Origin of the sequence: Streptomyces sp. NPDC056222 (genome assembly GCF_042264065.1) — a bacterium.
GTDB lineage: Bacteria > Actinomycetota > Actinomycetes > Streptomycetales > Streptomycetaceae > Streptomyces.
The window spans coordinates 44,132-61,495 of sequence record NZ_JBHJTL010000034.1; the positions used below are offsets into that span (position 1 = coordinate 44,132).

The 17,364-nt window shown below is 71.0% G+C and carries 21 protein-coding genes; 14 read left to right on the forward strand and 7 right to left on the reverse strand.

Annotation, left to right across the window (positions count from 1 at the left end; all coding sequences use genetic code 11):
- The first annotated feature begins 28 nt into the window (after positions 1-28).
- The 3 genes from ACFC0D_RS18185 (at position 29) to ACFC0D_RS18195 (ending at position 2,022) form a co-directional block, all read left to right on the forward strand.
- Positions 29-1,201, forward strand: coding sequence for an alpha/beta fold hydrolase (locus ACFC0D_RS18185; RefSeq protein WP_376436503.1), 1,173 nt, complete (start codon positions 29-31; stop codon positions 1,199-1,201).
- A 19-nt stretch (positions 1,202-1,220) separates the two neighbouring features.
- Complete coding sequence (gene tsaE, locus ACFC0D_RS18190; RefSeq protein WP_376436592.1) at positions 1,221-1,727, forward strand: tRNA (adenosine(37)-N6)-threonylcarbamoyltransferase complex ATPase subunit type 1 TsaE; 507 nt, start codon at positions 1,221-1,223, stop codon at positions 1,725-1,727.
- A 109-nt stretch (positions 1,728-1,836) separates the two neighbouring features.
- On the forward strand, positions 1,837-2,022 hold the full coding sequence (locus ACFC0D_RS18195; protein ID WP_376436506.1) for a hypothetical protein: 186 nt from the start codon (positions 1,837-1,839) through the stop codon (positions 2,020-2,022).
- A 53-nt stretch (positions 2,023-2,075) separates the two neighbouring features.
- On the opposite strand, the gene ACFC0D_RS18200 is transcribed toward ACFC0D_RS18195, so the two are convergent.
- Positions 2,076-2,615 carry a hypothetical protein gene (locus ACFC0D_RS18200; protein ID WP_376436594.1) on the reverse strand — a complete coding sequence of 180 codons (540 nt, stop codon included), beginning with the start codon at positions 2,613-2,615 and terminating at the stop codon, positions 2,076-2,078.
- A 126-nt stretch (positions 2,616-2,741) separates the two neighbouring features.
- Between ACFC0D_RS18200 and tsaB the strand changes: the two genes are divergently transcribed.
- From tsaB to ACFC0D_RS18240, 8 genes are all read left to right on the forward strand, one after another.
- On the forward strand, positions 2,742-3,395 hold the full coding sequence (tsaB, locus tag ACFC0D_RS18205; protein ID WP_376436509.1) for a tRNA (adenosine(37)-N6)-threonylcarbamoyltransferase complex dimerization subunit type 1 TsaB: 654 nt from the start codon (positions 2,742-2,744) through the stop codon (positions 3,393-3,395).
- A 29-nt stretch (positions 3,396-3,424) separates the two neighbouring features.
- On the forward strand, positions 3,425-3,892 hold the full coding sequence (rimI, locus tag ACFC0D_RS18210) for a ribosomal protein S18-alanine N-acetyltransferase (RefSeq protein WP_376436597.1): 468 nt from the start codon (positions 3,425-3,427) through the stop codon (positions 3,890-3,892).
- On the forward strand, positions 3,882-4,985 hold the full coding sequence (gene tsaD / locus ACFC0D_RS18215) for a tRNA (adenosine(37)-N6)-threonylcarbamoyltransferase complex transferase subunit TsaD (protein WP_376436512.1): 1,104 nt from the start codon (positions 3,882-3,884) through the stop codon (positions 4,983-4,985). The genes rimI and tsaD overlap by 11 nt, the downstream gene beginning before the upstream one ends.
- On the forward strand, positions 4,982-5,236 hold the full coding sequence (locus ACFC0D_RS18220) for a hypothetical protein (protein ID WP_376436515.1): 255 nt from the start codon (positions 4,982-4,984) through the stop codon (positions 5,234-5,236). Before tsaD ends, ACFC0D_RS18220 begins: the two co-directional genes overlap by 4 nt.
- Before the next feature lie 36 nt (positions 5,237-5,272).
- A complete protein-coding gene (locus tag ACFC0D_RS18225) occupies positions 5,273-6,136 on the forward strand; it encodes a polysaccharide deacetylase family protein (protein WP_376436518.1) in 864 nt (287 codons plus the stop codon).
- A 121-nt stretch (positions 6,137-6,257) separates the two neighbouring features.
- On the forward strand, positions 6,258-6,614 hold the full coding sequence (locus ACFC0D_RS18230) for a YciI family protein (RefSeq protein WP_376436520.1): 357 nt from the start codon (positions 6,258-6,260) through the stop codon (positions 6,612-6,614).
- 34 nt (positions 6,615-6,648) lie between these two features.
- Positions 6,649-7,911 carry an RNA polymerase sigma factor gene (locus ACFC0D_RS18235; protein ID WP_376436523.1) on the forward strand — a complete coding sequence of 421 codons (1,263 nt, stop codon included), beginning with the start codon at positions 6,649-6,651 and terminating at the stop codon, positions 7,909-7,911.
- Positions 7,912-7,932: 21 nt separating this feature from the next.
- On the forward strand, positions 7,933-8,550 hold the full coding sequence (locus tag ACFC0D_RS18240; protein ID WP_376436526.1) for a hypothetical protein: 618 nt from the start codon (positions 7,933-7,935) through the stop codon (positions 8,548-8,550).
- Between the two features lie 13 nt (positions 8,551-8,563).
- Here ACFC0D_RS18240 and ACFC0D_RS18245 read toward each other — a convergent pair whose 3' ends face one another.
- Positions 8,564-9,745, reverse strand: a complete 1,182-nt coding sequence (locus tag ACFC0D_RS18245) for an SAM-dependent methyltransferase (RefSeq protein WP_376436528.1) — start codon at positions 9,743-9,745, stop codon at positions 8,564-8,566.
- Positions 9,746-9,864: 119 nt separating this feature from the next.
- On the opposite strand from ACFC0D_RS18245, the gene ACFC0D_RS18250 reads away from it, so the two are divergent.
- Positions 9,865-10,779: a polysaccharide deacetylase family protein gene (locus tag ACFC0D_RS18250; RefSeq protein ID WP_376436531.1), complete on the forward strand. Its 915-nt coding sequence runs from the start codon at positions 9,865-9,867 to the stop codon at positions 10,777-10,779.
- Here the strand turns inward: ACFC0D_RS18250 and ACFC0D_RS18255 are convergent.
- On the reverse strand, positions 10,770-11,411 hold the full coding sequence (locus tag ACFC0D_RS18255; RefSeq protein ID WP_376436534.1) for a DUF6234 family protein: 642 nt from the start codon (positions 11,409-11,411) through the stop codon (positions 10,770-10,772). The genes ACFC0D_RS18250 and ACFC0D_RS18255 overlap by 10 nt on opposite strands.
- A gap of 251 nt (positions 11,412-11,662) precedes the next feature.
- Between ACFC0D_RS18255 and groES the strand changes: the two genes are divergently transcribed.
- Together groES and groL are read left to right on the forward strand one after the other, a co-directional pair.
- A complete protein-coding gene (gene groES, locus ACFC0D_RS18260; RefSeq protein ID WP_017239619.1) occupies positions 11,663-11,971 on the forward strand; it encodes a co-chaperone GroES in 309 nt (102 codons plus the stop codon).
- Between the two features lie 116 nt (positions 11,972-12,087).
- Positions 12,088-13,716, forward strand: coding sequence for a chaperonin GroEL (gene groL / locus ACFC0D_RS18265; RefSeq protein ID WP_376436538.1), 1,629 nt, complete (start codon positions 12,088-12,090; stop codon positions 13,714-13,716).
- 84 nt (positions 13,717-13,800) lie between these two features.
- Here the strand turns inward: groL and ACFC0D_RS18270 are convergent, their stop codons facing one another.
- The 4 genes from ACFC0D_RS18270 to ACFC0D_RS18285 all read right to left on the reverse strand — a co-directional run bounded on the left by ACFC0D_RS18270 (position 13,801) and on the right by ACFC0D_RS18285 (position 17,360).
- Entirely contained in the window at positions 13,801-14,499 is a 699-nt protein-coding gene (locus ACFC0D_RS18270) for an ester cyclase (RefSeq protein ID WP_376436541.1), read from the reverse strand.
- A gap of 67 nt (positions 14,500-14,566) precedes the next feature.
- Positions 14,567-15,595: a hydroxyacid dehydrogenase gene (locus tag ACFC0D_RS18275; RefSeq protein WP_376436544.1), complete on the reverse strand. Its 1,029-nt coding sequence runs from the start codon at positions 15,593-15,595 to the stop codon at positions 14,567-14,569.
- A 17-nt stretch (positions 15,596-15,612) separates the two neighbouring features.
- Entirely contained in the window at positions 15,613-16,473 is an 861-nt protein-coding gene (locus ACFC0D_RS18280) for a carbohydrate ABC transporter permease (protein WP_376436547.1), read from the reverse strand.
- Positions 16,470-17,360: a carbohydrate ABC transporter permease gene (locus ACFC0D_RS18285; RefSeq protein WP_376436550.1), complete on the reverse strand. Its 891-nt coding sequence runs from the start codon at positions 17,358-17,360 to the stop codon at positions 16,470-16,472. The genes ACFC0D_RS18280 and ACFC0D_RS18285 overlap by 4 nt, the downstream gene beginning before the upstream one ends.
- Positions 17,361-17,364 lie beyond the last annotated feature (4 nt).

A 17,364-nucleotide genomic window follows, 5' to 3' on the forward strand; every position in this document is an offset into this window, starting at 1 on the left:
CGACCGACCAGGGACCAGGGGAGCGGCAGTGAGCGAGTCCAGCACCGACAACTGGCGGCGTGCCGGGCTCGCCGGTGCCGCGATAGGCGTCATCGCCGCCGGCGCGGCGGCCGGCGTCGCCATAGAGCGGCTCACCGTCGGGCGCGGAATGCGGCAGAGGGCGCGGCTCGCCCTCGACGCCTCCGGCCCCTACGGCTCCCTGCGCGGCACCCCCGGCAAGGCGCTCGCGGACGACGGAACCGCGCTGCACTACGAGATCGACGAGGTCGAGCCGGACCCGCCCGCGCCGCGGCGCCGACGGCTGTTCGGCCGCAGGACGCCCGCGCCCGTCACCGTCGTCTTCAGCCACGGCTACTGCCTCGGCCAGGACTCCTGGCACTTCCAGCGTGCGGCGCTGCGCGGCCTGGTCCGTACCGTGTACTGGGACCAGCGCAGCCATGGACGTTCGGCCCGCGGTGTCGCCCAGTCGGGCCCCGACGGCGTGCCCGTCTCCATCGACCAGCTCGGCAGCGACCTCAAGGCCGTCATCGACGCGGCCGCGCCCGCGGGGCCGCTGGTCCTCGTCGGGCACTCGATGGGCGGCATGACGATCATGGCGCTCGCCGACCGGTACCCGGAGCTGATCCGTGACCGGGTCGTCGGCGTGGCCTTCGTGGGCACCTCGGCGGGCCGGCTCGGCGAGGTCAACTACGGGCTGCCGTCGGCCGGCGTCAACGCGGTGCGGCGCGTCCTGCCCGGCGTGCTGAAGGCGCTCGGCGCGCAGGCGGAGCTCGTCGAGCGGGGCCGCCGGGCCACCGCCGACCTGTTCGCCGGGCTGATCAAGAAGTACTCCTTCTCGTCCCGGGACGTCGATCCGGCGATCGCCCGGTTCGCGGAGCGGATGATCGAGGCGACACCGATCGACGTGGTCGCGGAGTTCTACCCGGCCTTCGCCGAGCACGACAAGGCGGCGGCCCTGGAGGTCTTCCGCGAGATCCCGGTGCTCGCCCTCGCGGGGGACCGCGATCTGGTCACCCCCAGCGCGCACACCGAGGCCATCGCCGACCTGCTGCCGGAGGCGGAGCTGGTCATCGTGGACGACGGCGGCCATCTGGTGATGCTGGAGCACCCCGAGGCGGTGACGGACCGGCTCGCCGACCTTCTGGCGAAGGTCGGAGCGGTGCCCGTGAAGGCGGCGAAGGCGGGTTCCGGGAGCAGTTAGGTTGGCTCGTATGGCTCGTATGGAAGAACCGCACTCCGCTGAAGCGCACTCCGCCGCCACCCTCGACATCGACTCCCCGGAGGAGATGCAGGAGATCGGCCGTCGCCTGGCCAAGCTGCTCCGCCCCGGCGACCTCGTCATGCTCACCGGTGAGCTCGGCGCCGGGAAGACGACACTGACCCGCGGTCTGGGAGAGGGGCTCGGCGTGCGGGGCGCCGTCACCTCGCCGACCTTCGTCATCGCCCGCGTCCACCCGTCCCTGGTCGGCGGACCCGCCCTCGTCCACGTCGACGCGTACCGCCTCGGCGGTGGTCTCGACGAGATGGAGGACCTCGATCTCGACGTCTCGCTGCCCGATTCCGTGGTGGTCGTGGAGTGGGGCGACGGCAAGGTCGAGGAGCTGACGGACGACCGGCTCCATGTGCTGATCCACCGGGTCGTCGGCGACACGGACGACGACCGGCGCACCGTCGTGCTGCGCGGGATCGGCCGGCGGTGGGCGGACGAGAACCTCGCGCTGAGCTGAACGTACGTAGGTTCCGACAAGGTGTCGGCAAGATGTTGCGTCGGTCGTGCGAGCGTGGTGACATGGATGCACAAGCTGGTTAGGTGTACCTAACCTACGGGAGGCATGCATGGCGACGCCAGAGCGCGAGCGCGCGGAAGAGCGCATCTCGATGAGTGAGCTGCTGGCCTCCTGCGCCGCGGCGAGTGCGGTGTCGACACCCCCGCGCGAGGCGGAACGGGAAGCCGGCCGCGGCTCGTACGAGACCGAGCGGGACGAGGAGCGGGAGCACACCGTCCGCCGCGAGGCCGCGTAAGCACGTCAAGTCCGGGTGGCCGCGTGACCCGTACGGGCGATGCGGCGGCCTCGCTAGGCGACGACGACGACCTTCGCGCCGATCGCCGCGAACGTCCACATCGCGTCGCCGTCCGCCCGCTTCATCCGGATGCCGCCCGTCTTCCGCTCCGGGTCCGGAGTCGGGAGCGAGCCGTCGACCGCCGCGCTGAAGCCGACCGACACGTCCTGCACGGTCGCGAACCGCACCACGTGCTCGATCTGCACCCCGTCCGAGCCCGTCACCGCACCCGAGCGCGAGGTCACTTTGTAGGACCCCGGGACCGGGTTCACCGTGCTCGGCATCACCGAGAAGGAGTGCGTGGCCTGGCCCTTCGCGTCCACCAGCCACACCCGGCGCTCGGTCAGCGCGTACACGACGCGCGCACCGCTGCCCGAGTTCGCCGGGACGGCGAGAGGATCCTTGGCGGGCTTCTGGGGGCCGCCGGTCGGGACGGAGGAAGGGGCCGACGCCGGGACCCTCGGCTTGGCCGAGACATCCGCGGGCGCGTTCGCCGACGCCTGGTAGGCGAGGAAGGCGACTGCGGCGACCGCCGCCGCGGTGAGCCCGGCCACGAATCCCGAGCTGCTCCTTGCCACCGTGCCAACCTCCCGTACGTATGTATCGATGGTGACGGTAGCAGCCACGGGCGGGTGGGACGGGGCGCCGTGCCCGGCTCCCGGGAGCCGTAGGCTGTTTGCGTGCTCTTGCTCGCCATGGATACCGCCACGCCCGCCGTCACCGTCGCCCTCCACGACGGCGAATCCGTCGTCGCCGAGTCGCGGCAGGTCGACGCCCGCCGCCACGGGGAGCTGCTGCTGCCCGCCGTCGACCGGGTCCTCAAGGAGGCCGGGCTGAAGCTCGACGCGGTCACCGGCCTGGTGGTCGGCGTCGGACCGGGGCCGTACACCGGACTGCGGGTGGGTCTGGTCACCGCGTCGACCTTCTCCTCCGCGCTCGGCGTGCCCGTGCACGGCCTGTGCACGCTGGACGGGCTGGCGTACGCCTCCGGGATCGAGGAGCCGTTCGTCGTCGCGACGGACGCGCGCCGCAAGGAGGTCTACTGGGCGCGGTACGAGAACTCCCGTACACGCGCGACCGACGCGGCCGTCGACCGGCCTGCCGAGATCGCCGAACAGGTCGCCGGACTCCCGGTCGTCGGCGCCGGCGCGCGCCTCTACCCCGAGGTCTTCCCGGACGCCCGCGACCCCGAGCACCAGTCGGCGGGCGCCTTGGCGGCCCTGGCTGCGGAACGGCTCGCGGCGGGCGCCGACTTCCTCGACCCGCTGCCGATGTACCTGCGCCGCCCCGACGCCCAGGTGCCGAAGAACTACAAGGTGGTCACTCCCAAGTGACCGCCGTGACGTCCGCGACGCTGCGCGAGATGCGCTGGTGGGACATCGAGCCGGTGCTCGTGCTCGAACACGAGCTGTTTCCCGAGGACGCCTGGTCCGAGGGCATGTTCTGGTCCGAGCTGGCCCATGCCCGCGGGCCCCGGGCCACCCGCCGCTACATCGTCGCGGAGGCCGAGGGGAAGATCGTCGGCTACGCGGGGCTCGCCGCCGCCGGCGGCCTCGGCGACGTCCAGACGATCGCCGTCGCCCGCGACCAGTGGGGGACCGGGCTCGGCGCCCGGCTGCTCACCGATCTGCTCCAGCACGCCACCGCCTTCGAGTGCGAAGAGGTGCTGCTGGAGGTGCGGGTGGACAACACCAGGGCCCAGAAGCTGTACGAGCGCTTCGGCTTCGAGCCCATCGGCTTCCGGCGCGGCTACTACCAGCCGGGCAATGTCGACGCGCTCGTGATGCGACTGACCGTTCAAGGAACAGAGACTGATTCTGATGGCTGCTGACGAACCCCTCGTACTCGGCATCGAGACCTCCTGCGACGAGACCGGGGTCGGCATCGTCCGCGGCACGACCCTGCTCGCGGACGCGATCGCCTCCAGCGTGGACACCCACGCCCGCTTCGGCGGAGTCGTGCCCGAGATCGCCTCCCGCGCCCACCTCGAGGCGATGGTCCCGACCATCGAGCGCGCCCTGAAGGACGCCGGGATCTCCGCCCGCGACCTCGACGGCATCGCCGTGACGGCCGGCCCCGGCCTCGCCGGAGCGCTGCTGGTCGGCGTCTCGGCGGCGAAGGCGTACGCGTACGCGCTCGGCAAGCCGCTGTACGGCGTGAACCACCTCGCCTCGCACATCTGCGTCGACCAGCTGGAACACGGCCCGCTGCCCGAGCCGACGATGGCGCTGCTCGTCTCCGGCGGGCACTCCTCGCTGCTGCTCGCCCCCGACATCACCGCCGACGTACGGCCGATGGGCGCCACCATCGACGACGCGGCCGGCGAGGCCTTCGACAAGATCGCGCGCGTCCTCGACCTCGGCTTCCCCGGCGGCCCGGTCATCGACCGGCTCGCCCGGGAGGGCGACCCGAACGCCATCGCGTTCCCGCGCGGTCTGAGCGGCTCGAAGGACCCGGCGTACGACTTCTCCTTCTCCGGTCTCAAGACCGCCGTGGCCCGCTGGATCGAGGCCAAGCGGGCAGCCGGCGAGGAGGTGCCGGTACGGGACGTGGCGGCGTCCTTCCAGGAGGCGGTCGTCGACGTGCTGACCCGCAAGGCCGTCCGGGCCTGCAAGGACGAGGGCGTCGACCACCTGATGATCGGTGGCGGGGTCGCGGCCAACTCGCGGCTGCGGGCGCTGGCCCAGGAGCGGTGCGAGCGGGCCGGGATCCGGCTGCGGGTGCCGCGGCCGGGGCTCTGCACGGACAACGGCGCGATGGTGGCGGCGCTGGGCGCCGAGATGGTGGCCCGCAACCGGCCGGCCTCCGACCTGGAGCTGTCGGCGGACTCCTCGCTGCCGGTGACGGACCCGCACGTGCCGGGCGCACACGGCCACGACCACGACCATGTGCACGAGATCAGCAAGGAGAACCTCTACTCGTGATCCTCACGCTCATGTGGGAGGCCCGGGCGGTCCAGGGCCGGGGCGCCGAACTCCTGGAGTGGGCGCGGGCGCAGGAGCTCCCGTACGAGCCGCTGCGGCGCGAGACCTTCCGGGCCCCGCAGGACCGTGTCCTCGTGCTGACCTGGTGGGACGCCCCGGCGCCGGACGCCGAGCTGCCCGAGCTGCCCGAACCGGCCGCGGACCTGATCACCCGGCCGGTGCACCGCTGGCGCTTCGAGTCCGTGGACTGAGGCAACCTTCCGACCGCTTTCGGCATCATCCACGGCGTGACTCACGGCGTGGACAAGAAGATCGTGACCTGGGCGGCGCTGACCGTCGCCGCGTTGCTCGTGACGGGCTGCGGCGGAACCGCGGGGGCGGACACCGCGCCCGTGAAACCGTCCGCGCCCGCGACGACACCCGCCGAGGGCAAGGCCCCCGACCGGGCCCCTGACCAGGCCGCCGAGGCCGCGGCCGCGTACCGGAAGTGGGGCCTGAAGCCCTTCGCCGCCCCGCCCGCCCCGCCGCGGACCAAGCCGGTGAAGCGGGAGCCGGGCGGCCCCGTCCCCGTCATCAGCGACATACCGACGAAGGACAGGATCGTCTTCATCACGATCGACGACGGGGCCGAGAAGGACCCGGAGTTCGTGCAGATGATGAAGGACCTCAAGGTCCCGGTGACGATGTTCCTCACCGACTCCGCGATACGCGCCGACTACGGCTACTTCAAGCCGCTCGCCGCCCTCGGCAACGGCGTCGCCAACCACACCCTCACCCACCCGAACCTGCGTACCCTCGGCCGGGCCGCCCAGAGCCGGGAGATATGCGGCCAGCAGACGAAGCTGGCGAAGGAGTACGGCACGAACCCGCGGCTCTTCCGCCCGCCGTACGGCAACTGGAACGAGGACACCCGCGCGGCCGCCGGCACGTGCGGGGTGGACGCGATCGTGCTGTGGCGCGAGTCGATGCAGATCAAGAACATGCAGTACCAGCGCGGGGACAAGAAGCTCCACCCCGGCGACATCATCCTGGCGCACTTCCGCGGCCCGTCCGAGCTCAAGGGCACGACGATGACCAGGATGACGGCCGACATGCTGCGCCGCATCCAGGAGCAGGGCTTCACGGTGGCCCGCCTGGAGGACTACGTCTGAGGACTCCTCCCGAAATCTCCTTCGGAAATTCCTTCCGCGTGGTGTCGATGCGGGCCGAGCCCGTTCGACGTATGAGTGAAAGGCGGGGAACGGCCCCGCCCGCCACACGAGGAGACCGACCATGCCCCGCTATCTGACGATGGTCCGCATCGAAGAGGGCGCCTTCCAGCTGGAGGACGCCGACCCCGGCTTCGACGAGCGCATGGGTGCGCTGTTCGAGGAGATCACCAAGGCCGGCGTGATGCTGGAGACGGCCGGACTGAAGCCGACCGCGGAGGGCACCCGCGTCACCTGGGAGGGCGGGAAGATCGCCTTCACCGACGGCCCGTTCACCGAGACCAAGGAGATCGTCGGCGGGTACTCGATCACCCAGTGCCGCGACAAGGCGGAAGCCATCGAGTGGACGAAGCGCTTCCTGGAGGTTCACCCGCCGCAGTGGAAGGTGACCTGCGAGGTCCGTGAGATCGAGGAGATGTAGGTGCCGGCCGGGCGGGTGGTGTCATGGTTGATCCATGACCGCACCCGCCCCCGCCGCCGTCGAGACGGTCTTCCGGATGGAGTCGCCGCGGATCATCGCGACCGTGGCGAGGATCGTCCGCGATGTCGGCATCGCCGAGGAGATCGCCCAGGACGCGCTCGTCGCCGCCCTGGAGCAGTGGCCGCGGACGGGCGTCCCGGAACGGCCGGGCGCCTGGCTGACGGCGGCAGCCAAGAACCGCGCCGTCGATCTCGTACGGCGTCGTGAGACGTATGCGCGCAAGCTCGCGGAGGTGGGCCGCGAGCTCACCGAGGAGACGTACGACCCCGAGCCGCCCGGTCCCGACGACATCGACGACGACCTGCTGCGGCTGATCTTCACCGCCTGTCACCCGGTGCTCTCCGCCGAGGCACGGACCGCGCTGACCCTGCGGCTGCTCGGCGGGCTGCGCACGGACGAGATCGCCCGCGCCTTCCTCGTACCGGAACCGACGGTCGCACAGCGGATCGTGCGGGCCAAGAGGGCGCTGGCGAAGGCGGGCGTGGAGTTCGAGGTGCCGTACGGGGAGGACCGGGCGGCCCGGCTCGGCTCCGTCCTCGAGGTCATCTACCTGATCTTCAACGAGGGGTACTCGGCCACGGCGGGCGACGACCTGTTGCGGCCGGCGCTGTGCGAGGACGCGCTGCGGCTGGCGAGGGTGCTCGCCGGGCTGATGCCGAAGGAGGGCGAAGTCCACGGTCTGGCCGCCCTGTTGGAGATCCAGGCGTCCCGCGTCGCGACACGGACCGGACCGGACGGGCAGCCGGTCCTCCTCGCCGACCAGAACCGGAGCCGCTGGAACCGGCTGTTGATCCGCCGTGGCTTCGCCTCGCTGCAACGGGCGGGCGACGGCGGTACGTACGGCCCGTACGCCCTGCAGGCCGCGATCGCCGCCTGCCACGCGAAGGCGCTGACGTACGAGGAGACGGACTGGCGGACCATCGCCGCCCTGTACGGCCGACTGGCGGCCGTCGCGCCCTCCCCCGTGGTCGAGCTGAACCGCGCGGTCGCCGTCTCGATGGCGGAGGGTCCGGAGGCGGGCCTCGCCCTCGCCGACGCCCTGACCGGCGAACCGGCCCTGGCGGGCTATCACTTGCTGCCGAGCGTACGGGGAGATCTGCTGGCCCGACTGGGGCGCTCGGCGGAGGCCCGGGCGGAGTTCGAGCGGGCGGCCGGGCTGACGCGCAACGAGCGGGAGCGGGAACTCCTCCTCGGTCGTGCCCGGGACGCGGAACGGCCGCCGGAGCGACCGGCCTGAGCTGTCGATAGGCTCGACCGTATGTCCGGTCGTTCTCCGCTGCCCCCGCCCCCGCCGCCCGTCGAGATACGGAGCTGGCCCGACCGCGAGGCCCGACTGGCCGACCGCGCCCGGGCGATGGGCGAGCTCAACCAACGTCTGATCGGCGGCGGGAGGCTGTGCGTCCTCCTCGCGTGGGCCGCGACCCTGCAGTTGGGCTGGGGGATCTGCGGGGCCGGGATCATCGGGATGGACGAGGCCATCGATGCGCTCTCGGTGACGTTCGCGATCCCGCTCGTGATCTTCGGGCTCGGCGCCCTGGTCCCCGCCGTGTACTTCCTGGCCCGTGGTGTCCGACGGGACCGGGTGGCCCGCGAACGGCTGCTGCACTGGGCCGCGTTGGACCAGGACCCGGTGAGTGACGCCCGGCTGCGCGAGCCGGTGCTCAGCGCCGTCTGGCTGGTGCTCTCGTTCCTGATGTGCGCGGCGGGCCTCTGGCTCTCCTTCGCGGCGCCCGCCGAGCTCGTGGGCCCGGGACTCGGTGGCTACGGCACGGTCGTCTATCTGATGGGCGCCGCGCTGGGGTCGTGGATCTGCGGCCTGATCGGCGTGGTGAAGGCGGTGGGCCACTACCGGCTCGCCGTCCGCCTCGCGTCCTAGGAGCCCGAGGCGCTTACGCGGCCGGGCCGCCGATCAGCATCGTCGGGGCGCCCGCGACCCGGGTGAGGAAGACCGTGGCGGAGTTCGGTCCCTTCGGCTTGATCCTGCGGCGGATCTCCTCGGGTTCGACCGCCGAGCCGCGCTTCTTCACCGTCAGGGTGCCGACCTCCCGTTCGCGCAGCAGTGCCTTCAACTTCTTGAGGTTGAAGGGGAGTTCGTCGGTGATCTCGTACGCGGTGGCGAAGGGTGTGGGGGTGAGGGCGTCCGCGGTGATGTACGCGATCGTCTCGTCGATCAGGCCCCCTGCCAGCTCCTCGGCGACCTCGGCGACGAGATGGGCGCGGATGACCGCGCCGTCCGGCTCGTAGAGGAAGCGGCCGACCGGGCGCGGCGCGGGGTCGGGGAGGCCGCGGCCGGTCAGGCTCGTGCCGGCCGGCAGGAGGGTGGCGCGGCGGGCGCCGGGGGCCGTGCCGAACCACAGCACGGCCTCCTTCACGTCCCCGCCGTCCGAGATCCACTCGGCCTCCGCCTCCTCTGGCACCGCCTCGTGCGGCACGCCGGGGGCGATCTTGAGGGCCGCGTGCGGGGCCTTGCGGGCGGCCTCGATCGCCCAGGAGAGCGGCGGCGAGTACGCCTCCGGGTCGAAGATCCGGCCCCTCCCGCCGCGCCGGGCCGGGTCGACGAAGACGGCGTCGTACGGGTTCGTGTCGATCTCGGTCACGTCGGCGCACCGGACCTCGATCAGGTCGGCGAGCCCGAGCGCGGTGGCGTTCGCGCGGGCGGCCTCGGCCGTCAGCGGGTCGCGGTCCACGGCAAGGACGGAGATCCCGGCCCGGGCGAAGGCGATCGCGTCCCCGCCGATTCCGCCGCACAGGTCGGCGACGCTGCGCACCCCGAGGGCCCGGAACCGCTCGGCGCGGTAGGCCCCGACCGTCGCGCGGGTCGACTGCTCGACCCCGTTGGGCGTGAAGTACATCCGGTGGGCGTCCTCCGCGCCGAATTTCGCCACCGCGCGCTGGCGCAGCCGGGCCTGCCCGAGGGCCGCGGAGACCAGCTCGGCGGGGTGCTCGCGGCGCAGTCGTGAGGCGACCGCCAGCTCCTGGGCGGGGTCGTAGTCGCGCAGGGCGGCGAGCAGCGTCTGGCCCTCGGGGGTGAGCAGGGCGGTGAAGGAGGCGAGGTCGGTCACCCGTCCCATTGTGGGCCAGCCGGGGGACGGTGTGCGTCCGGGCGGCGGTGTCGGGGGTCCGCGAGGTGTCGGCGCTGACAGGATGCGGCGCCATGCAGCTAGTACGACAAAAGGAACAGATGCCTTCGATGCGGACCCCTCGCTCGCGCCGGCTCGGACGGTCGGTGGGCGCGGTGCTTGTCGTCGCCGCGCTCGGCTCCGCCTGTGCCGGACCGTCCGGGGAGGCCGACGGCGCGCGCAAGGGTCCCGCGAAGCCCGCCGCCGGGCAGCCGCAGGAGCAGGGTGCCGCCGCCGCTCTCGACGCGTACGTCGAGAAGGTCCGCAAGCAGCGGGCCGCCCGCGTGCACGCCGCCAAGAAGTGGGGCCTCGACCGGCCCCCGCTGGACGCCCCGGCCCCGCCCGAGGTGAAGCCGAAGATCACCACCCGCAAGGGCTTCGAGACCGACGGCGAGGGGTTGCCGCCCGTCTTCACCACCGTGCCGACCAAGGAGAAGATCGTCTTCCTGACGATCGACGACGGCGCGGAGAAGGACCCAGAACTGCTGCGGATGATGAGCGAGCTGCAGATCCCGTACAGCGCCTTCCTGAGCGACTACGTCGTCAAGGACGACTACGGCTACTTCGAGAAGATGCAGGCCGCCGGCGTCTCCCTGCACAACCACACCCTCAACCACCGCTACCTGCCCGGGCTTTCGTACGCCAAGCAGAAGCGGGAGATCTGCGGGATGCAGGACGTCATGGAGGACCGGTACGGAAAGCGGCCGCCGCTCTTCCGCCCGCCGTACGGCAATTACAACGAGGACACCCTGCGCGCGGCCAAGACGTGCGGGGTCAAGGCGGTCCCGCTCTGGGCCTCCGAGGCGTTCCCCGACCGGATGGAGTGGCGTGAGTGGGACCGGGACCTGCACCCCGGCGACATCGTGCTCACGCACTTCCGGGGCAAGGAGGACTGGAAGGGTTCCATGGCCGACATGATCCGGCGCGTGATGAAGACGATCACGGCCAAGGGGTACGCGGTCGCGAAGCTCGAGGACTACGTGTGACCGGGGTGCGCCGGCTCGCGACCGGTCTCGCGCTCGCCGGCGCGCTCCTCGGCGTGACGGGGTGTGCCTCCTCGGTGGACCCGATCGAACGCCTGGGGCGGAAGGCGGCGGAGCGGGTGGGCGACCGGAAGGGTGAGGGGTTGGCCGGTCGTCCGGAACCCAGGGTCTGTGGCACCGGTGAGGCCGCAGCGGACGCGCGACGATTCGGTTCCACAGCCGTGCCCGACGGACGCACCCTGCCCGGCACCGCCTGTCAGCGGGAGCAGTGAGGCCGCTGCCGGTGTGTCCGCGGCCCCGGGATGTGCCGTCGTCCACTCCTCCGCCGCGATGAGCAGGGTGACGAGGCAGAGCAGCCCCGCCGCGAGGAACTGGCCCCCGGCCGTCCAGGCCCAGCCGCCACGCAGCATCGCCCATGCGATCAGGAGTACGACGCCGGTGATCACGCCGAAGGTGATCACCGGCGTCCAGTCCATCGGGGGTGGCGCCGAGCTCCGGGGATCGGGCGGGCCGCTCCAGCCCCGCAGGGCCAGGAAGACGGCGGCGCAGAGGGAGATCACGCCGTCCAGGACCAGGAGCAGCAGTCCGCACGCGACGTCGGCGCCGGTGCGCACCGGCGGGCTGGAGGTGTCCATGCCCGCACATTCGTACGGAACCATCGGCTCCGTAGCGCCGTTGCCCGTACCGAGACCGAATCGCCACACCGCACCGCATTGGCACTCCGCTTGACCGAGTGCTAATCGCAGTCATAGTCTCGGCTCTGGCACTCCCCATTGGAGAGTGCCAACACAGCGACGGGCAGGTCCGGCACCCGCGACGACGGATCCACCTGGTCGCCACCTCAGACAGTTAGCCCCGTGAGATCTCCGAAGGGGGAGGTCGGATCGTGACGACCACCAGCTCCAAGGTTGCCATCAAGCCGCTCGAGGACCGCATTGTGGTCCAGCCGCTCGACGCCGAGCAGACCACCGCCTCTGGCCTGGTCATCCCGGACACCGCGAAGGAGAAGCCCCAGGAGGGCGTCGTCCTCGCCGTGGGCCCGGGTCGCTTCGAGAACGGCGAGCGCCTGCCGCTCGACGTGAAGACCGGCGACATCGTGCTGTACAGCAAGTACGGCGGCACCGAGGTGAAGTACAACGGCGAGGAGTACCTCGTCCTCTCGGCTCGCGACGTGCTCGCGATCGTCGAGAAGTAATTCACCGAAGTATCGAACCCGATGCTTGAGCTGCGCCCCTGACCCCGCACCGGGCGTCCGGGGCGCAGTTCGTTTCACCAGTTGCACACGAATTCCGAGAGGGCTGAATCGCTCCCATGGCGAAGATCCTGAAGTTCGACGAGGACGCCCGTCGCGCCCTTGAGCGCGGCGTCAACAAGCTTGCCGACACGGTGAAGGTGACGATCGGCCCCAAGGGCCGCAACGTCGTCATCGACAAGAAGTTCGGCGCTCCCACCATCACCAACGACGGTGTCACGATCGCCCGCGAGGTCGAGATCGAGGACCCGTACGAGAACCTCGGTGCCCAGCTGGTGAAGGAGGTGGCGACCAAGACCAACGACATCGCGGGTGACGGCACCACCACCGCCACCGTGCTCGCCCAGGCGCTCGTCCGCGAGGGTCTGCGCAACGTCGCCGCCGGTGCCTCCCCGGCCGCCCTGAAGAAGGGCATCGACGCCGCGGTCAAGGCCGTCTCCGACGAGCTTCTCGCGACCGCCCGTCCGATCGAGGACAAGTCCGACATCGCCGCCGTGGCCGCGCTCTCCGCGCAGGACCAGCAGGTCGGCGAGCTCATCGCCGAGGCGATGGACAAGGTCGGCAAGGACGGTGTCATCACCGTCGAGGAGTCCAACACCTTCGGCCTGGAGCTCGACTTCACCGAGGGCATGGCCTTCGACAAGGGCTACCTGTCCCCGTACATGGTGACCGACCAGGAGCGTATGGAGGCCGTCCTCGACGACCCGTACATCCTGATCCACCAGGGCAAGATCTCCTCGATCCAGGACCTCCTGCCGCTCCTCGAGAAGGTCATCCAGGCCGGCTCCTCCAAGCCGCTGCTGATCATCGCCGAGGACGTCGAGGGCGAGGCCCTGTCGACCCTGGTCGTCAACAAGATCCGTGGCACCTTCAACGCCGTGGCCGTCAAGGCCCCCGGCTTCGGCGACCGCCGCAAGGCGATGCTCGGCGACATGGCCACCCTCACGGGTGCCACCGTCATCGCCGAGGAGGTCGGCCTCAAGCTCGACCAGGCCGGTCTGGACGTGCTGGGCACCGCCCGCCGCGTGACCATCACCAAGGACGACACCACCATCGTCGACGGTGGTGGCGACTCCGCGGACGTGCAGGGCCGCGTCAACCAGATCAAGGCCGAGATCGAGTCCACCGACTCCGACTGGGACCGCGAGAAGCTCCAGGAGCGCCTCGCGAAGCTGGCCGGCGGCGTGTGCGTGATCAAGGTCGGCGCCGCCACCGAGGTGGAGCTGAAGGAGAAGAAGCACCGTCTGGAGGACGCCATCTCCGCGACCCGCGCCGCGGTCGAGGAGGGCATCGTCTCCGGTGGTGGCTCCGCTCTGGTCCACGCCGTCAAGGTCCTCGAGGGCAACCTCGACAAGACCGGCGACGAGGCCACCGGTGTCGCGGTCGTGCGCCGCGCCGCCGTCGAGCCGCTGCGCTGGATCGCCGAGAACGCCGGCCTCGAGGGCTACGTCATCACCTCGAAGGTGGCGGAGCTCGACAAGGGCCAGGGCTTCAACGCCGCGACCGGCGAGTACGGCGACCTGGTCAAGGCCGGCGTCATCGACCCGGTGAAGGTGACGCGCTCCGCGCTGGAGAACGCCGCCTCGATCGCCTCCCTCCTCCTCACCACCGAGACCCTCGTGGTGGAGAAGAAGGAAGAGGAGCCGGCGGACGCGGGCCACGGCCACGGCCACGGTCACTCCCACTGAGGCACGTAGCTGAGAGCTGAGGCCCGGTGTCCCCGTCGCGGGGACACCGGGCCTCGGTGTTTCCCGGGAACCTCTCGGTCTCCGCTACCCCTCCACGGCGCCGAGCTGCCCCATGAGGCCGAGCAGGTCGTACTGCCACCACCCCTCCGCCATCTTCCCGTCCTGACGGAACTGGTGGATGGTCGTGCCGGTCATGGAGACCTTCATGCCGGTGGGCTGGAGCCCCATGAAGTCGCCGGTGTGGGTGCCCAGCCAGGTCCACCGCGTGCACACCCGGTCGCCCTCGGCGATCTGGTCGTGGATCGTGAAGGCGAAGTCGAAGCCGCCGCGCCACATCTCCACCTCGCGGCGGACCGCGTCCATGCCGATGACGTCCTGCTCGTTGGTCGGATCGTGGTCGTGGTACCCCTCCGCGAGCACCTCGTCGAGCGGTGGAAGCTCGTCCTCGGAGGAGATGAGCTCGAAGAACCGGCGCGAGTTCGACTTGTACAGCTGGATGTCCCGCACGATGTCCAGGTCCGTGAACGTCGGCATCTCGTCACAGAGCGCGACCATCTCCCGGAAGATGCGATCGGTCTCGGGAAGCTGCGAGTTGGTCATCGCCACCTCGTAGGAGGGGAACTCCACGATCTCCACGAGGTGGTCGGAGTCGGAGCGGTCCTTGCCGATGACGCTGTGGCTGGCCGTCCGCTTGCCCTTGGTCTGCTCGACCCACTTGTCCATGAGCCGGTTCAGATCGTCGAACCGACTGGTCTTGCAATCGATTATCTGTACGAATGTCATGGCGCCTCCCGGACCGGGTGGGACCTTTCCAGTCTAGGTCCACGGCCGTCAGGGGCCCTGGCGGCAGTCAGGCCGACCGGCCCAGCGAACCCGCCTGAACCGGGTCCGCGAACGGCTCCCCCCGTCCGTACCGCGCCACCTCCTCCAGCGCCTGGTCCGCCATCCGGTGCAGCTCGTTGCCCAGCGAGCCCGCCACATGCGGGGTGAGGAGGACGTTGGGCAGCGTCCAGAGCGGTGAGTCCGGCGGCGGGAGCTCCGGGTCCGTGACGTCGAGGACCGCGTGGAGGCGGCCTCGGAGCAGGTGGGGGAGGAGGGCCGACTCGTCGATCAGGGAGCCGCGGGCGGTGTTGATCAGGGTCGCGCCGTCGGGCATCGAGGCCAGCTGCGGCGCGCCGATCATCCGGTACGTGGCGGGGAGCTGCGGCGCGTGGATGGAGACGATCGAACTCCGCGCGCACAGCGTGTCGAGGTCGACCAGCTGCACGCCGAGCGCGCGGGCCTCGGCCGCCTCCATGTACGGGTCGTACAGCAGCACCTCGAAGTCGAAGGGACGCAGCAGGTCCATGACCCTGCGGCCGATCCGGGAGGCGCCGATCAGACCGACCGTGCGCCGGTAGTTGCCCCAGGCCGCCGACTCCGCCGTCCACGCGTCGTCGGCCCGCACCGTCCCGTACCGCAGGGCCGAGGGGAGGATCCGCTTACCCGCGAAGAGGATCGCCGCGAGCGTGTACTCGGCGACGGGCAGCGCGTTGGCCGCCGCCGCCGAGGTGACGGAGAGGCCCCGGTCCCAACAGGCCTCGGTGACATGGTGCTTGACCGAGCCGGCCGCGTGGACGACCGCCCGCAGGCGCGGGGCGCGGTCCAGGACGGCGGCCGTCAGGGGTGGCGCGCCCCAGCAGGTGAGGAGGACCTCAGCCTCGGCGAGGGCGGCGGCCACGCGCGGGCCGGGCGCGGCGAGGTCGTGGGCGACGAGGTGGGGGTCGGTGCGGGTCAGGGCGGTGAGGCGGGCGCGGTGGGCGTCGGTCAGCAGCCGTTCGGCGATGCCGGGGCCCATGGAGAGAAGGAGGGGCGGGCGGTTGTCGGTGGCGGGGCGCATCGTGGAACCCGGGCTCCTCACTTGACGCTGCCGGCGGTCAGACCGGCCTTCCAGTGGCGCTGCAGGGAGACGAAGGCGACGACGAGGGGGACGACGGCGAGCAGGGATCCGGTGACGACGAGGGGGTAGAAGTCGGGTTCCGCGTGGGCGTTGCTGTTCCACGCGTACAGACCGAGGCTCAGCGGGTACAGCTTCTGGTCCGAGAGCATCACCAGAGGGAGGAAGAAGTTGTTCCAGATGGCGGTGAACTGGAAGAGGAAGACGGTCACGAAGCCCGGCATGATCATGCGCAGACCGATCGACCAGAAGGCGCGCAGCTCGCCCGCGCCGTCGATACGGGCGGCCTCCAGCGCCTCGTCCGGGATGTAGCCGGAGCTGAAGACCCGGGAGAGGTACACCCCGAAGGGGTTGACCAGGACGGGGATCAGCACCGCCCAGTACGTGTTGACGATGCCCACCTCGCTGGCGAGGAGGTACATGGGCAGCGCGAGCGCCGTGGTGGGGACGAGCACGCCCAGGAGCACGAGCCCGAAGAGCTTCTCCTTGCCCCGGAAGTGGTACTTGTCGAAGGCGTAGCCCGCGGCGACGCTGACCAGTGAACAGGCGAGGGCGCCCAGACCCGCGTACAGCAGGCTGTTGGCGTACCAGTGGAAGTAGATGCCGTCGTTGTACTCGGCGAGGCGCGAGAGGTTCCCGCCGAGGTCGAAGCCCTCGAAGGAGAAGGCGTTGCCGGCCAGCAGACCGCCCGCGTCCTTGGTGGCGGCGGTCAGCAGCCAGACGAGCGGGAAGAGCATGTAGACGACGGCGAGGACGAGCGCGCCGTTGACGGCGGTCTTCGAGAGCCAGACGTTCGTGGGGCGGGTGCGGGACGGGCTCATGCGCGCTTCCCCTTCCGGCGGCCGGTCAGTCGGGTGACGGCGAAGGAGAGCAGCGCCGCGGTCAGGGCCAGCAGGACGGACGCGGCGGCGGCCAGTCCGTAGTCGTTGCGGTCGAAGGCCGCGGTGTAGGCGTACATGTTCGGCGTCCAGGTCGAGGTGACTGCGGAGCCCGTTCCCTTGTTGAGGATCAGCGGCTCGGTGAACAGCTGGAGGGAGCCGATGATCGTGAAGAGGCAGACCATCAGGAGCGAGGCGCGGATCAGCGGGATCTTGATGCTGAAGGCGATGCGCCAGGAGCCCGCGCCGTCGACGGTGGCCGCCTCCAGGACGGAGCGGTCGATGGCCTGCAGGGCGGCGTAGAAGATCACCATGTTGTAGCCGAGCCACTCCCACAGCGCGATGTTGACGATGGAGGGAAGTGCGCCCTCGGGCGAGAAGAAGTCGAAGCCGATGCCGCCGGCCTCCATCGCCTTCACGACCGGGCTGAGTTGGGGTGTGTAGAGGTAGACCCAGATCAGCGCGGCGATGATGCCGGGGACGGCGTGCGGCAGGAAGAGCGCGAGCTGGAAGAAGCGGCGGGCGCGGGCGAGCGCCGAGTCGAGCAGGAGGGCGAGGCCGAGGGCCCCGGCGAGCAGCAGCGGAATGTAGAGGAGGCAGTATCCGAGCAGTACGCCGAAGCCCTCGAGGAAGGCCCGGTCACCCAGTGCCGCGGTGTAGTTGTCGAGCCCGCTGAAGACGGTCTCGGTGCCGCCGAAGCCCAGCCCCGACTGCTTCTCGGTGAACAGGCTGAGCCAGACCGCGTATCCGATCGGCACGACCATCACCGCGACGAACAGGGCGAAGAAGGGGGTCAGCAGGAACGCTGCGGCACGGGTGCGGGCGTTCATCCGG

Coding starts and splice junctions, on each gene's coding strand:
- ACFC0D_RS18255 (WP_376436534.1), bottom strand. CDS start 11,411: ATGGACACCTCCAGCCCGCCGGTGCGCACCGGCGCCGACGTCGCGTGC.
- ACFC0D_RS18285 (WP_376436550.1), bottom strand. CDS start 17,360: ATGAACGCCCGCACCCGTGCCGCAGCGTTCCTGCTGACCCCCTTCTTC.
- ACFC0D_RS18270 (WP_376436541.1), bottom strand. CDS start 14,499: ATGACATTCGTACAGATAATCGATTGCAAGACCAGTCGGTTCGACGAT.
- ACFC0D_RS18230 (WP_376436520.1), top strand. CDS start 6,258: ATGCCCCGCTATCTGACGATGGTCCGCATCGAAGAGGGCGCCTTCCAG.
- ACFC0D_RS18245 (WP_376436528.1), bottom strand. CDS start 9,745: ATGGGACGGGTGACCGACCTCGCCTCCTTCACCGCCCTGCTCACCCCC.
- groL (WP_376436538.1), top strand. CDS start 12,088: ATGGCGAAGATCCTGAAGTTCGACGAGGACGCCCGTCGCGCCCTTGAG.
- ACFC0D_RS18275 (WP_376436544.1), bottom strand. CDS start 15,595: ATGCGCCCCGCCACCGACAACCGCCCGCCCCTCCTTCTCTCCATGGGC.
- rimI (WP_376436597.1), top strand. CDS start 3,425: ATGCGCTGGTGGGACATCGAGCCGGTGCTCGTGCTCGAACACGAGCTG.
- ACFC0D_RS18280 (WP_376436547.1), bottom strand. CDS start 16,473: ATGAGCCCGTCCCGCACCCGCCCCACGAACGTCTGGCTCTCGAAGACC.
- tsaE (WP_376436592.1), top strand. CDS start 1,221: ATGGAAGAACCGCACTCCGCTGAAGCGCACTCCGCCGCCACCCTCGAC.
- ACFC0D_RS18250 (WP_376436531.1), top strand. CDS start 9,865: ATGCGGACCCCTCGCTCGCGCCGGCTCGGACGGTCGGTGGGCGCGGTG.
- ACFC0D_RS18235 (WP_376436523.1), top strand. CDS start 6,649: ATGACCGCACCCGCCCCCGCCGCCGTCGAGACGGTCTTCCGGATGGAG.
- ACFC0D_RS18240 (WP_376436526.1), top strand. CDS start 7,933: ATGTCCGGTCGTTCTCCGCTGCCCCCGCCCCCGCCGCCCGTCGAGATA.
- ACFC0D_RS18195 (WP_376436506.1), top strand. CDS start 1,837: ATGGCGACGCCAGAGCGCGAGCGCGCGGAAGAGCGCATCTCGATGAGT.
- tsaD (WP_376436512.1), top strand. CDS start 3,882: ATGGCTGCTGACGAACCCCTCGTACTCGGCATCGAGACCTCCTGCGAC.